The organism is Oscillibacter sp. (assembly GCF_040505565.1).
Taxonomy (GTDB): Bacteria; Bacillota; Clostridia; order Oscillospirales; family Oscillospiraceae; genus Oscillibacter.
Map to the genome: position 1 here is coordinate 1 of NZ_JBEUWZ010000004.1, position 13477 is coordinate 13477.

13 protein-coding genes, 1 other RNA gene and 1 pseudogene are annotated in these 13477 nt (G+C 47.4%); 1 reads left to right on the forward strand and 14 read right to left on the reverse strand.

All coding sequences use genetic code 11. The features are described from left to right. The 11 genes and pseudogenes from ABWQ15_RS00590 to murD all read right to left on the reverse strand — a co-directional run. Positions 1–479 (reverse strand): annotated as a pseudogene (locus ABWQ15_RS00590) (hypothetical protein); the annotation flags it as partial. 103 nt (positions 480–582) lie between these two features. Beyond that, positions 583–768 (reverse strand): hypothetical protein, encoded by a 186-nt coding sequence (locus tag ABWQ15_RS00595; protein WP_353906882.1) that lies wholly within the window; start codon positions 766–768, stop codon positions 583–585. Between the two features lie 109 nt (positions 769–877). Next, on the reverse strand, positions 878–1309 hold the full coding sequence (locus ABWQ15_RS00600) for a hypothetical protein (protein WP_353906883.1): 432 nt from the start codon (positions 1307–1309) through the stop codon (positions 878–880). Between the two features lie 162 nt (positions 1310–1471). Beyond that, positions 1472–2455, reverse strand: a complete 984-nt coding sequence (locus tag ABWQ15_RS00605) for a hypothetical protein (RefSeq protein ID WP_353906884.1) — start codon at positions 2453–2455, stop codon at positions 1472–1474. 161 nt (positions 2456–2616) lie between these two features. Next, positions 2617–3345, reverse strand: coding sequence for a hypothetical protein (locus ABWQ15_RS00610; RefSeq protein ID WP_353906885.1), 729 nt, complete (start codon positions 3343–3345; stop codon positions 2617–2619). Between the two features lie 67 nt (positions 3346–3412). After that, positions 3413–4417: an exonuclease domain-containing protein gene (locus ABWQ15_RS00615; protein WP_353906886.1), complete on the reverse strand. Its 1005-nt coding sequence runs from the start codon at positions 4415–4417 to the stop codon at positions 3413–3415. Positions 4418–5070: 653 nt separating this feature from the next. Then, on the reverse strand, positions 5071–5265 hold the full coding sequence (gmtX, locus tag ABWQ15_RS00620) for a gamma-mobile-trio protein GmtX (protein WP_353906887.1): 195 nt from the start codon (positions 5263–5265) through the stop codon (positions 5071–5073). 252 nt (positions 5266–5517) lie between these two features. After that, entirely contained in the window at positions 5518–7539 is a 2022-nt protein-coding gene (gene ligA / locus ABWQ15_RS00625) for an NAD-dependent DNA ligase LigA (protein ID WP_353906888.1), read from the reverse strand. Positions 7540–7623: 84 nt separating this feature from the next. Further along, on the reverse strand, positions 7624–8055 hold the full coding sequence (locus tag ABWQ15_RS00630) for a DNA ligase LigA-related protein (protein ID WP_353906889.1): 432 nt from the start codon (positions 8053–8055) through the stop codon (positions 7624–7626). A gap of 58 nt (positions 8056–8113) precedes the next feature. Then, on the reverse strand, positions 8114–8812 hold the full coding sequence (gene yunB / locus ABWQ15_RS00635; RefSeq protein ID WP_353906890.1) for a sporulation protein YunB: 699 nt from the start codon (positions 8810–8812) through the stop codon (positions 8114–8116). A 43-nt stretch (positions 8813–8855) separates the two neighbouring features. Beyond that, positions 8856–10235, reverse strand: coding sequence for a UDP-N-acetylmuramoyl-L-alanine--D-glutamate ligase (murD, locus tag ABWQ15_RS00640; RefSeq protein WP_353906891.1), 1380 nt, complete (start codon positions 10233–10235; stop codon positions 8856–8858). A gap of 149 nt (positions 10236–10384) precedes the next feature. Between murD and rnpB the strand changes: the two genes are divergently transcribed. Further along, positions 10385–10813, forward strand: an RNA gene (gene rnpB, locus ABWQ15_RS00645) — RNase P RNA component class A. 383 nt (positions 10814–11196) lie between these two features. Here the strand turns inward: rnpB and ABWQ15_RS00650 are convergent. From ABWQ15_RS00650 to ABWQ15_RS00660, 3 genes are read right to left on the reverse strand one after another with little or no spacing between them, the layout of a single operon-like run. Continuing rightward, complete coding sequence (locus ABWQ15_RS00650; protein WP_353906892.1) at positions 11197–11934, reverse strand: YebC/PmpR family DNA-binding transcriptional regulator; 738 nt, start codon at positions 11932–11934, stop codon at positions 11197–11199. A 4-nt stretch (positions 11935–11938) separates the two neighbouring features. Beyond that, complete coding sequence (locus tag ABWQ15_RS00655) at positions 11939–12727, reverse strand: Nif3-like dinuclear metal center hexameric protein (RefSeq protein WP_353906893.1); 789 nt, start codon at positions 12725–12727, stop codon at positions 11939–11941. Then, entirely contained in the window at positions 12711–13424 is a 714-nt protein-coding gene (locus tag ABWQ15_RS00660) for a tRNA (adenine(22)-N(1))-methyltransferase (RefSeq protein WP_353906894.1), read from the reverse strand. The genes ABWQ15_RS00655 and ABWQ15_RS00660 overlap by 17 nt, the downstream gene beginning before the upstream one ends. Positions 13425–13477: the final 53 nt, after the last annotated feature.

The window sequence follows — 13477 nt, forward strand, 5'->3', positions numbered from 1 at the left end:
CACAAAACTGTTACCACAGAAAGAAGCTCCTGAGGCACAGCAATACTAAATTGCCCCCGATACTTGTCCAACTCCTTTGCATAGCGATTAAACAGTGTTGCGTGAATAATCGGGCATTCAATTTTTAGTACCTGAGATTTGAAATAAGCGGGGTCGTCCTGATATTCTTCCAATGTATCTACATCAAAGATGTCGAGATATTTCTGCCTGTCCTTTTCAAATTCCTTATATGCTTCAGCAATGATATTTTTGAAGGCTTTGGAACCGTTCTTCATGCTGCTTTTTGTTATCGCCTTTGTTCCAAAGGCTTTTTGCAAATCCTTAAAAGCCCGGTCGGACACACCGGCTCCTGCTTCAGTCTGAATAAACTGCTCAAAATAGCCGTCAAAATTCTTGCGAATCTCATTGATTACTTTTTTTACATGGGCATCGTCGTAGCAGACTTCCTCAACATGCCATTCATCTTGATGTGCATACATATTTGAACCCCCATGCGTTCCTCTTTTTTGAATAGGTGAGCTGTCCTACCAGTTTATTAATACTCCACCCTTTTATGCTATATAAACATACTGCAAAGCTCAATTACCGATTTAGAGAGCCGGGCTCAAACTCTCCATTGCACCATCTAACAAAATTTCCAGAATGAAGTATGTAAGTTTTCACTGTGTTTTCTTTCAAATACCCCTTCCGCTGAGCCTCTTTAACTTCTTGCTCATATTCATAAAACAGTTTTTTAATAGCGGAAAGTACGGCTGGATCTGCTTTCATATTGTGTTCCTCCAACGTTTCTTAATAAGCTCGTTTGCAATAGCTTTTTGATGATGTTAATTCTACTCATGATAGGACGCTGAAGCCTGAAAGTTCTTTTTAATGTTTATTAGCGAAGCAGGTCCAAAATAGCCTCGCACTGATCTAAATGCTTTTCTAATAAGAATTTCCATTCCTCTGTGTTTTTTAGCAAATCTGCAATTCCGGAACCAAGTAGAGAACTTTTTTCTACACTTTTAAGTTGTTCTATATTTTTATTAAGTCCAGTGAGAGTATTCTCTACTACAACCCTTGACTTCTCAATAGCTACTACGTCACTATTATTATTTTTTATAATTTTTTGTGTTTGCAGTGCAATGTCAAAAGCTGCCAAGTTAATCTTAATTTCATGTAATTTTCTGGTTAATAAGATGTTTAGTGATGGTAATGTACTAATAATATTTGCTTGTGTATGAGTTTCCGCAATATCCTTGTTGAACATCTTTAAGGCTGCATCGATCTCCAAAAATTCTTTTTCAATATTGTTTAATAGGTTTAACATATTATTCTCCTTAAATTTAATAACGTCTTGTAAAGTTAAACAAAAGATTGTGGATTACGCAATATTTTATTTCAAAAGTTTCATCACCACAGCTTTCCATTATGGTATAGCCCGTCTTCCAATTAGTCTAACATAATCGGCTAGCTGATTGGTTTATTATACTTATTTCATAGAAGTCCAAAGATTTGCAACTTTTTTATAGGTGACAGGTTTTTTTAAATGATGTGGCAATTCATCCCTATCCTCATCCTTATGATAATAATACACAACTGACTTAATCTTTGGGTTATTATTAATCAACAAAAATAAATGTTCATCATTTGCTGGAGCTAATCCTACTATTTCCAACTGACCACTGATGGATTTAAAAAGTTCTTCCTTGCTCTTTGAATTTGGTTCAATTAACTTCCCATACTTATCCAGCCAAGACCAACTCATAATTGCATCACTATACACGTGATCCATATTAGGAATCTTCTTGTATATCATTGCGTCGCACTCTGCTTTATGAGCCGAATAATATAAACTTGTGACATCATATTCAGGTGCTAGTTTTCCGAATTCGCCGTGTAAATGACACACTTTGCCTGCACTTAGTATATTTTCCAAGTTGTAATCATAATTTGTGGTAAATATGTTTGAAAATCCGCTAAGATATGTATTCATTCCCATATAGAAATTTTTATAAACATCATTAATAGCACCGTCATTATATATTCCATCAACTAGCATCTGACTAAGTAATCTAAAAATGATTTTTCTATATGATTCGCTTCGTTCTTCACCGTCTTTAGCCTTAAACCCATTGTTGAATATCTCAAACGCCAAGAAATAATCTTCCAAAAGCACAGAAATAATACTGCTATTATCAGGATAAGTCCTTGTTATTCTTTCTAACTCCATAAGCATAAATAGACCATCGGCCTTACTTCTACATTTACCAGCCTTTATTAAATCAATTTCTTTCACCATGCCATCTAGCAATCCAAGTTGTTCATCTATAGACAAACTATTTTCAGTTAGTGGCGTATATTTTCCTACTCTTATATTTTCAATAACTCGATTCATTATGGCAGAACCAGAATACACATCGACCCCACCAAACTGAATATTGATACCATTTCCAACTAATAAATTTCGTTCCATAACTTTTCACCTCATAATATGAAGCTTATCAAATACGCTGAATTATTCGCATTATTGCTATGATGTGCCACCGGCCCAGCTTCGAACTATGCAATTTGCTGTTGGCAAGCCCAAGGGCTACCCCTTGGGCTTGTCCTATTTAACATAACACGTAATTCATATTAGTCAAACGAAAGGCATTTAAAATGCTGATTCCAATTACTGCTTAACGTATGTTGGATTGCTTTTTTCGCCTGTTCTAAATGCTTGGAATGCACTAGAAAGAAATAATCTCTAGTTGTCCCACGCACATATTTGACTCCGAAGGAACGAGCGTCACATAAACTCTCGCAATGGAAAAATGTTTGGAACCGATTAAGATAGGTCTTCTCATCTAGCCGGCAGCGATGATTATAGAAAATTACGCTATGCCCAGCCAAATAATAGTCGATAACTTCTTCCTCAAAAACATATTTAATGCTTTTGCTGCTACCTTGAGCGACACTTTTGGGTAATAATCCGTTATCAGGATCGAGAAAAACTATATCTGTAGCTTCAAGCTTTTTTAAGGCGTTTCTATGCCACTGATACCTAAATGCACTGCCGCCTGTTTGAGGAGGCAGCAATTCTTCATGGTAATAGGTAGCATTTGCAATGAGGTTCATATTTTCTATCGCAGAAATGCTCCGCTGATTGCCGTAAACCATGCAACCCAGCTTTCCGAGCAATTCGTCATCGCAACCTACAAACTTGGGATCACGAAGATAACCTGTATGCTTCCCGTCATCATTATGTACCTCATCGAAGACAAGATACCAATTGACTCCGACTCTGAGATTGCTAGAGGAGAGACTGCGTAATATACCAATTTTTCCAAAGTCCCCCGCATCTCCTGCATATTTGTTTTGCATTCTTGGCGTTCTCCTTTAGCAGTATAAACAAACTACGAAGTTCATAACTTTTGCTACTTAAAATTCCTCAGTCCTCAGTTAGCATATCGTAGAATACTTGTTCCGGAATTACTTGCAGGTCTGCGCCATCAAGAATTAGTTTCTCAGCCTTCTTCTGCTTGCTACTTTTACCATCCTTAATAGTTTTACAATAGTCATTATTTCCGAGAATAAGAAGATTTGTTTTCTTAGTAACTCCGTCAGCAGGTATGCCTCCAAGGTTTGCTATTAGCTGCATAGCTTCCGCTCTGGACATTTTTTCAAGAGCTCCAGTAAAAACGCATACCTTACCATACAATGGATGGCACTCGTCAAATTTGTTAGATGAGGCTTTAATATCATTGGCATGCTTTCCGTGCTTTGAGCATAACAAACTGCAAAACCCATCAAGTGTTGTTCCACCAGCAATAATATGCTCCCTAAGTGCCATAAAACAACTATTACATGCTTCACAGTCATTTAGTGCTCTATGTGCTCGATCAATTTTAATGTTAAAGAACGCTACTACGTCCGCCTGCCTATGGTGTTTAAGTTCTGGGAGTTCTTTTCGAGCAATCCGCGTCACATCAACGAAATCATTCAATAGCGGTTTTTCAAGATATTGAACCATATTATCGTATATAAAATTAATATCAAAGTTAACGTTATATCCGACTAAAATGCTTTCACCCAAAAAATCAGCAAATGCGCCTATGCACTCGTTAATTGTTGGAGCGTCAGTAAGCATTTCATTTGTTATTCCAGTCAGTTCAGTTATGTACTCGTCCACGTCATTTTCCGGATGAACGAGAGTCAAATACTCATCTGTCTTGACTCCTTTTTCATAACGGATAGCCGCTATCTCAATAATCTCATCCCATGCTGGTGAAAGGCCTGTTGTTTCAATATCAATAACTGTATATTTTTCTGGAAAGGCAATTAGGCTCTTTCCTTTTCCTTTGCGTTCAGTTTTGACAGATTCAGCTTGGCCTATTATTATATGTGGCTTTCCATCTTCGCCAATTTCAAATCCTATTGTAATGCCGACAGACATACAGAATCCTCCTATTAATATTCCTAAAACAGGCATGTCTATAATTAATAAACATACTGCGACGCACAAAATTAATGTGTTTACAAGCGTAATTAGTGTTTGATTCTTAGGGATTACGACTTTCGCCCTTCTAATAACGCAAGTTCTTTATATTTAGGATCAAGGTATCAATTGCTTTTTTCTAAAGTCAAGGAATAAATTCCTATTTCGAGATCGCTTGCTGATATTGAATAGATTGGTCTGTTTAGCTAAAAATAGAAATTTAATTCGTATTTACACCATACAGATTCCATTGAGTTATCCGATTTCACTGCGCCATTTTAAAACCTCTCTAATTTAATAATTCAGTTATCAAAATACTTGAATTTCGCCTAATTACTAATTTTAGAATCTCGCTAATCCATGTATAGTTTACATAACAAACACGCAGACCCGCCCTGCTTCCAGCAGAGCGGGTCTCAAATTTCGCACACTGCCAGTTGCTGAAGTCGTATTTGGCGAGGTTGCGTGATAATTCTCAAGTTTTCGTGACTATTGGTTAATTATACCATTAATTTGACAATATGACAATACTTTTCGATTAATTCTGCAGTTTATCAGACAATAGTAGAAGCACATGGGATAATTCAACGTTAACTTATATTGAGTTACCTTTACAAGTTCTCAAGTATTTTAGAAATAGCAGTAACATAGCCTGCCTTATATATGTTTACGCCGCTGAATTTCATTTTTACCCTACCATAGTCATCAGCAATCCAGCCCTGATAGTTCAACAATTCATCAGATATTGCATTTCTCAACGCTTCGATTTCCATACCTGTCAAACCATGAAATGGAGACACAACCACTTCACAAAGCCTATTTCCTCAAGCTGCTTTCTTCCAGTGGCATACGGTACGGCATCCTTCAAACCACCTGCACGTAGCGCTAGAAGCCTCATAAATTGATTTCCTGCTATGAGTTGTTCTTCGGGTGTCAAAGCGAACATATGGCTCCTTTGACTTAATCCAGAAAACTATATCATTTACAAATTAATGGAAATAAGAAAAGAGCCGAATCTTTCGATTCAACTCATTCCTCAATGATTATCTTTGGTAATCTTAGGTAAGCATTTTTAGAAGTTCCTCTTCAGTAATTATTTTTACACCGAGTTCCTGGGCCTTTGATAACTTAGTCCCTGCTGCCTCACCAGCAACAAGGAAATGTGTCTTCTTACTCACGCTGCTAGAGGCTTTTCCGCCGTTCTTAACGATAAGCTCTTGCACTTCGGTTCTTCCAAGCGTTGGCAGGGTTCCAGATACCACAAAGGTAAGCCCATTGAGCTTTTCGGTAGTCTCGACATTCTCTTCCATCGTCATATTAACACCGCATGTTGCAAGTTCAGAGAGAACAGCCTTGTTCTTGCAATTTCTGAAAAAACCATAAATACACTGAGCTGTCGTCTTTCCCACATCCTGGATCAAAATCAGATCTTCAATGGAAGCCTCAGCAAGTTCATTGATACTATGAAAATTAGCCATCAGTTGCCGAGAAGTAGACAACCCGACATTACGAATGCCTAGTGCTGTCAATAAGCGAATGGGGTCATTGGACTTAGAACGTTCAATAGCAGCAAGAATTTTGTCTGTATTCTTTACTTTCCCAATAATACCTTTTTCTACAAGCTCATCACGGTAATCCTTCAACTTATATATATCAGCGTAGTTTGTGAGATAGCCTTCCGCAATGAGTGCGTCAATATTTTTTTCTCCAAGCCCATCAATTTTCATACAGTTGATAGAGGTAAAATAAGAAATCGTCCTCGATAGTTGTGAATGACAAGATGGATTGAAGCAGCGAATATCTGCGGTGTCCTCTTCTCGAACAAGTGGTTCGCCACAAACCGGGCACTTAGTGGGAGCCACGAAAACTGTCTTTGGCTCATCTACACAGCCATTTAGCTTCGGGATGATTTCCCCGCTCTTAAAAAGCTTGTAGCTACCACCAATGCCTATTTTCATATCGTTGATATAGTCCTGATTATGCAGAGTCACTTTGGAAACATTTGTGCCACAAAGACGAGCAGGCTTTCCAGTTTCTTTGTCATGAAAAATACCAGTGAAAGTAAGCTTGCCGGTTCTTCCGACCGCAGTACTGATTTGGTCGATTACCACAACTCTTTCCTCAGGAGGATACTTGTATGCGATGTGACCATCGCTATACTTAGACCCAGCAGGAAAATCGCTTCGATAATCAACTTGATCGATTTTTACAACAGCTCCATCAATGTCATAAGGCAGATCGGAGCGGCTTTCTCCAATCTCACGAATGGTTTTAATTACTTCATCAGCGTTAGAACAACGCTGATGATAAACGCAATTCACGCCTGCAGCGGCGAGTTTATCCAAGCCGTCGCAGTGACTGATCATCAACTCTTTAGGGCCAGCCTGAACATTGAAGATGAACATACTTAATCCGCGTTCTTTTGTAATGTTTGCATCCAGCAAGCGAAGGGTTCCAGCGGCAAGATTTCGGGGATTTGCTGCCAACTTCTTACCTGCAGCCTCTTGAACTGCGTTGTATCTCTCAAACGCCTCACGCGTCATATAAACTTCACCACGAATTTCCAGATAGTCATATGGCAGATCCAGTTCTTGCTTCACATCCGGAATCATCAAGGCGTTAGCCAAGCAATCATCGCCTTCTAAACCTGTACCCCGACTCTCGGCCATGAAGACGCGAAGACTGGCTTTTTCTGAAGGCAAATTTATTTCCTGTCTCATTCTTAACGTCATACTAAGGCCATCTATCTTGTGCTCTACAGAGAACTTCGCATCAGGATGCACCTGTTGCACCTTTTCAACCCAACTAGCAACATCCTCTAAGGTAAAAACATCTTCAATTGAAAGCATCGGGACGTTGTGCTTGATTTTAACGCCACTCTGGGATTTGGCAATGCCTCCAACTTTCTGCGAAGGAGAATTGTTTGTGACCCATTCTGGGTGTTCTCTCTCAGCAGTCTTCAAACGGATCATTAATTGGTCATATTCGTAGTCGGAGATCTCCGGAGCATCATCATTGTAATAAAGGTCCATGTGATGCTGCATGGTGTCTTTCAATTCAGTGTATTCTTCGATAGTCATAGACAGCCTCCTAACAGCCAAAATCATAAACAAAACACTAGTGATCTTTTTGCTTACGATCTATTTTCGTTTATTCAAGCACCCTTATAAACAATAATTCGAAACAGTTAATTTAAGCTGCTTGTACGAAAAAATCAAGCTGATTAGAATACTATTTACAATTATATATCTATCGTCCACCTTCGGCTCCAGCGAGTATTCCACGTCCGCACCCAGAGCATCCTCCATCCGGCGGCAGAAATCCTCTACCTCGGCGGCGCTGAACACGTCCTGCAGGCTCTCCAGCGGCACCTCGTGGCGATAGGTGGCAAAGCCCGCCTTCAGCTTGTCCCCCACCCGCTGGGAGGGGGAATTCGGAGTGATCTCCTCCGGATGCTCCCGCTCCAGCTGTTGCAAGCGCCGATTTTTCATGTCGTAGTCATAGTCCGACATGGATGGTTCGTCCAGCACGTAATAGCGGTAGGCGTTTTCGTTGAGTTCCTCCCGCAGACGCTTCATTTCCTCCTGATAGTCCATGGTTCCTTCCCTTTCCTGCGGCCCGTCCGGGGCCTTGAACGGGAGGGCCGCCTCCCGTTCAGTTTCCGTTGATGATGTAATCCCTGGCGTCCTTCGTCTGGTCGCTGGAATCGCTGAAATAGGTGTAGCTTCCCGGTACGGAGCCCACGATCACCGTTTCCGCCACGGTAAAAGCATTGCTGACCTGCGTGGCCGTGTTAAAGCCCGGCAGCAGAATCGCCACGGACACGTCCACGTCCAGAAGAATCTGGTGTTTTGTCTGGTTGATTCCAGCGGAGATGAACTGATTTTCAAGATGTGCCGTGGACGATCCAACGGACTGCATCCGCACCGTCACCCGCGGTCCCCGGCCGGCCAGCAGGCTGACGCCGGTAAGGTTGCCCACGGGGATGGACAGATCTTTGGTGGATACCTCGGATATACGATCCAAAATCACGTTCAGAATCTTAGACTGCAACCGGTTGAACTCCGGCATATTGGTTTTCACCGCCGTGATTTTCCCATCGTTGTCCTTTTCAAAGGAGATCAAGTCTTCATATTTGATCTCGCCGCTGTCAATCGTCTCGTTCACCGCCTGCGTGACGATGCTGTTCACCGTGTTGGTGACCCGGGTGACGGCAAGCTGAGTCAGCAGCTGCTTCATCTGGACCCCTGCCACCACGGTTAGCACCGCCAGACCAAAAAGTAAAACGGCCAGCATAAAGCGCACAACCGCCCGGCGGGACAAGGGCCGCCGGTAGTACCGATATCCTCTCATAGAATCACCCCATCAGAGGATTCTATGCGGAGCGGGCTTTTCCTTATTTCAGCTCGCTGACAATCTGCTTGAAGACCTTGCCTCGTTCCATAAAATTCTTAAACTGGTCAAAGGCTGCGCAGGCTGGGCTCAGAAGTACCACATCACCGTCGCTTGCCCGTTGGGAGGCGGTCTCCACGGCGGCCTTGAAACCGGAAATATCCACCATTTCCGGCTGACCGTGATAATTGGGTGCGTTTTCAACGCACGCGCGGATTTTGTCCGCCGTGGCTCCGCAGAGGATCAGCAGCTTTACGTGGTCCACGATCTCCGGCCCCAGCACGTCGAAGGGGATGTGCTTGTCATAGCCCCCGGCGATGAGAATGACCTTTTCCGAAAAGGACCGCAGCCCCGCAATGGTGCGGGAGGGGCTGGTGCCGATGGAGTCGTTGTAGTACCGCGTGCCCCGAAGGGTTCGCACCAGCTCAATGCGGTGTTCCACCCCGGCAAAGGTCCGGGCCACCTGTCGCATGGCCTCGTCGGGAACCAGACCGTCCACGGCGGAGATTGCCGCCAAGTAGTTCTCCACATTGTGGACGCCGGGAAGCAAAATGTCTGATGTGCGCAGGATTTCCCGCTCTGCGCCGCTTTTTCGGGATATGACGGCGTCTCCCCGGAGAAAAACGCCCTCCTCTGGCTCGGACTGCCGGGAGAACAACCGCACATGGCCCACGGCCCGACCCGCCTGTTCCGCCGTAATGACATTATCAGCATTAAATACTGAAATATCTTGGGAAGACTGATGTGTAAAAATATTTTCCTTTGCGGCCACATACTCCGCCATATCCCTGTGGACGTCCAGGTGGTTGGGAGCCAGATTCGTGATGACAGAGATGTGGGGACTGCGTTTCATGGTCATCAGCTGAAAGGAGCTTAGCTCCAGCACGGCGTAATCCTCCGGCTGCATCGCTCCCGCATCGCACAGCAGCGGGCGGCCAATGTTGCCGCCAACATGGACGGTTTTTCCGGCTTCCTTCAGGAACTCCGCGATCAGGGTGGTGGTGGTGGTCTTCCCATCGCTTCCGGTGACGGCGATCAGCGTGCAGGGGGCAACCTCAAAAAAGACCTCCATCTCGGAGGTGACCACGCTCCCCCGCTCCACCGCCGCCAGCAGCTCCGGAACATCCTGCCGCAGTCCCGGCGTGCGGAAGATAATATTCTCTCGCAGGTCCTTCAGGTATTCGTCTCCCAACTTCAGCGACACGCCCAGTGCCTCTAGTCGACCGGCCTCGTCGCCCAACGCCTCCCGGCTTTTGCGGTCGCAGGCGGTGACGCGGACGCCGGACTTTGCCAGAAGCTCGATCAGTGGTGTGTTGCTGACGCCGATGCCCACGATGGCTACGGTCTTATCCTTGATGGATGCGATGTATTCGTGTAACGTCATAAACAGTTCCTCCAAAAAACGCCCGCAGGGGCGGAAAAATTACTCAAATAGTATACCGCAGCACGGGGAAAATAGCAATGAACCCAAGCCAAATTTTTCATTTGCCCTTCTGGTTGACAAGATGGGAAAGAGCGGTTAAAATAGATAAGCAAGCAAAACAGACAGTCGCGTGGACAGGCCGAAAGGCCGTCTATGAGGAAAGTCCGGGCTCCACAGGGCAAGGATAACGGGTAACGCCCGCCGAAGGCGACTTCAGGAAAAGTGCAACAGAGAAATACCGCCGTCTTTTTCCGTTCCATGGCAGTCGGCGCCGCGCCGGCTAGCATCGCCTCCGGGCGGAGCGCGGAGCTGCCGATTTCCGTGGATCGGTAAAAGACGGTAAGGCTGGAAAGGCGAGGTAAGAGCTCACCCGACGGCTGGAGACAGTCCGCCGCTGTAAACTCTATCCGGAGCAACACCGTGGGGAAGCAACAGGTCTGCCCGACCGCTTCCGGGAGGTGGCTTGAGCGCGTCGGTGACGGCGCGTCGAGATAGATGACTGTCAAATACAGAACCCGGCTTACAGTTTTACTTGCACAAGATATGGCCCCGGCTGCGGAACACGCAGCCGGGGCTTGTTCTGTCTCTCCCTATGTCCGCCTTGCTGCGCAGCGCCCGGACTTGTTTTGCCAGCTCCGCGCCACCTGACGATAGCGGGATTCAGGTCTCCTTTCCCGAGCCACCCGCTCCTGAGCCGCCCGCTCCTGAGCCGCCCGCTCCTAAGCCGCCTGACGATAGCGGGCGGCCTCACTGTAGCGCAGTGCCTGACGGCTTTCTCGATCGAAACAAAACAAAAGTTTTGTTGAACATTAGAAATAAAATTTGTCCGGGAGCGAATTGCTCCCGGACGCTTCATTCTTTTCGGTTCGGACCGTGGGGTATCCCGCAAAGTGCTGCGGGTGGATCCGGATAGGGTTTCCGCTCAGTCCTCCTGCCAGTTGTGCCAGACGTTCTGGATGTCTTCATTGTCCTCCAGCATGTCGATGAGGCGCTCCATGTTCCTCACGTCGCCCTCGCTGGAGAGAACGATGGTGTTCTGGGGAACCATCTCAATATCGGCGTTGACGAAGCTGTATCCCTTTTCCTCCAACGCCTTAACCACGGCGTTGAACGCATCGGGGTCGGTGGTGATCTCAAGGGCCGGACCGTCGGCTTCAAAATCGGCGGCGCCGGCGTCCAGCGCGTCCATCATCACGGTATCCTCGTCCAGCTCGCCTTCTTCATTGTCGATGACGATGACGCCCTTCCGGTCGAAGGACCAGCTGACGCAGCCAGGTGCGCCCATGTTGCCGTTGCATTTGTCAAAGGCGTGGCGAACATCCGGCGCGGTGCGCTGGCGGTTATCGGTCAGGGCATCTACGATGACGGCTACGCCGCCGGGACCGTATCCTTCATAGGTGATGGATTCAAAGCTGTCGGTGTTGCCCGCACCCAGTGCCTTTTCGATGGTGCGTTTGATGTTTTCATTGGGCATGTTCACGGCCTTGGCCTTGGCAATAACGGTGGCCAGACGGGAGTTATTGTTGGGGTCGCCGCTGCCGCCGCCTTCCTTCACAGCCACAATGATCTCTTTGGCCACCTTGGTGAACGCCGCAGAGCGCTTCGCGTCAGCCGCGCCCTTGGTCTTTTGAATGTTATGCCACTTGGAATGTCCAGACATATGTTTATTCTCCTTTGACGTAGTATTGAATGACTTCCCGGTGAGAAGCGGATTTTTCAACGAAAAGCGTGGGGAATTTTTCCTGTAAGTAGGAAATCAGCACCTGACAGACCGGGTCCTCCGTTGGGAAATGACCCGCGTCGATGAGGTTGACGCCCTTCCCTGCCGCGTCCAGAAACGCGTGGTAGCTGAGGTCGGCGGTGACAAAGGTGTCGCACCCGGCGGCGGCCGCCGCGTCCGCGTACTCGCCGCAGGCGCCTCCGCCCACAGCCACGCGCCGCACTGACTTTCCCGCGTCGGCGTATCGTACGCCGCTGCAGCCCAGCGCCGAGGAGACCCGCGCCACAAAATCACCCAGCGCCATGGGCACGGAGAGTTGCCCAATCCGGCCCAAGCCATCCTCCAGAAACGGCCCAGGGTCCTCCAATCGCAAAGTCCGGGCCAGTACGTCGTTGACGCCGCCCTTCGCCACATCCAGATTTGTATGCATACAGATCACGCCTATATTCGCCCGTGTCAGCTTTCGCAATAGACGCCCCTGAGGTGTGTCCTCCCGCAGGGACTGCACCGGAAGCCACCGGCAGTTCATGATCGGGTGATGGGTCACAATGAGTTCACAGCCCTTGGAAGCGGCCTCGTTCACTACGGCGTCCGAGGCGTCCAGCGCCACTAGAACGCGGGTAATTTCCGCTGCAGGGTCGCCCACCAGCAATCCCACGTTGTCCCAGTCCATCGCGCCGGATTTGGGTGCGAGATTGAATAGACTTTTTTCAATTTCAAGAGCCGTTGGCATGACGCCACTCCTCCCATAATTCCAGCAATGACTCCATTACGCGGCGCAGATGGTCCGCCTTTTCCACGTCCTCCGGGCGGCCTCCACGGTTTAGCCCCGCCACCGCAGCCTGAAGCCGGAGAATCTGCTCCACCAGATACCGCCCACCCAGTGGGTCATCCGTAAGGCACGCGCCGCCGTACAGTTGTCCCGGCGACAGGCTCTGTGTCCCGGCAGAGACCCCCAGTACGGGGTACATGGTCCCCCGGTCCACAATCAGCCGCTCCCGGCGGATGGCATATCCGTTGGCAAAGAGAAAGGCCCGCAGTTCCTCCGCTCGCGACTGGGGCTGGAGCAGCAGTGTATGGCTCCCGTCCTTTGTCCAGGAGGAGGCGGCGAGAATGGAGACGATATTTTCGCCCCCCAGTCCGGCGATGACCACGGTGTCCGCCTCCTGCGGGTCCACCCCGGCAAGACCGTCGCACTGCCGGAAGTCAATCCGATCCAGGACTCCGTAGCGTCCGGCGGTATCGCGCCCACGGCTTAGAGGGCCGCTGCGCAAATCGCAGGCGATGGCGGAACGGAGTCGTCCCTCCAGCATCAGCCAGACCGGGAGATAGGCGTGATCCGTACCCACGTCCACGAGAGCCGCGCCCCGGGGGACCCAGTCCGCCAGCAGTTGCAGCCGGGCCGATAATTCAAGTTTTCGTCCGCTCATTCGGCGCTCCACTTCCCTCCGGTCCCGCCCCACGGCGGGAATATCCTCCGCCA

What these genes read in the sequence shown, in the direction of transcription:
- ABWQ15_RS00605 (WP_353906884.1), bottom strand. Translation starts at nt 2,455, where the DNA reads ATGGAACGAAATTTATTAGTTGGAAATGGTATCAATATTCAGTTTGGT.
- ABWQ15_RS00600 (WP_353906883.1), bottom strand. Translation starts at nt 1,309, where the DNA reads ATGTTAAACCTATTAAACAATATTGAAAAAGAATTTTTGGAGATCGAT.
- ABWQ15_RS00660 (WP_353906894.1), bottom strand. Translation starts at nt 13,424, where the DNA reads ATGAGCGGACGAAAACTTGAATTATCGGCCCGGCTGCAACTGCTGGCG.
- ligA (WP_353906888.1), bottom strand. Translation starts at nt 7,539, where the DNA reads ATGACTATCGAAGAATACACTGAATTGAAAGACACCATGCAGCATCAC.
- ABWQ15_RS00630 (WP_353906889.1), bottom strand. Translation starts at nt 8,055, where the DNA reads ATGGACTATCAGGAGGAAATGAAGCGTCTGCGGGAGGAACTCAACGAA.
- ABWQ15_RS00615 (WP_353906886.1), bottom strand. Translation starts at nt 4,417, where the DNA reads ATGTCTGTCGGCATTACAATAGGATTTGAAATTGGCGAAGATGGAAAG.
- ABWQ15_RS00650 (WP_353906892.1), bottom strand. Translation starts at nt 11,934, where the DNA reads ATGTCTGGACATTCCAAGTGGCATAACATTCAAAAGACCAAGGGCGCG.
- murD (WP_353906891.1), bottom strand. Translation starts at nt 10,235, where the DNA reads ATGACGTTACACGAATACATCGCATCCATCAAGGATAAGACCGTAGCC.
- yunB (WP_353906890.1), bottom strand. Translation starts at nt 8,812, where the DNA reads ATGAGAGGATATCGGTACTACCGGCGGCCCTTGTCCCGCCGGGCGGTT.
- ABWQ15_RS00595 (WP_353906882.1), bottom strand. Translation starts at nt 768, where the DNA reads ATGAAAGCAGATCCAGCCGTACTTTCCGCTATTAAAAAACTGTTTTAT.
- ABWQ15_RS00655 (WP_353906893.1), bottom strand. Translation starts at nt 12,727, where the DNA reads ATGCCAACGGCTCTTGAAATTGAAAAAAGTCTATTCAATCTCGCACCC.
- ABWQ15_RS00610 (WP_353906885.1), bottom strand. Translation starts at nt 3,345, where the DNA reads ATGCAAAACAAATATGCAGGAGATGCGGGGGACTTTGGAAAAATTGGT.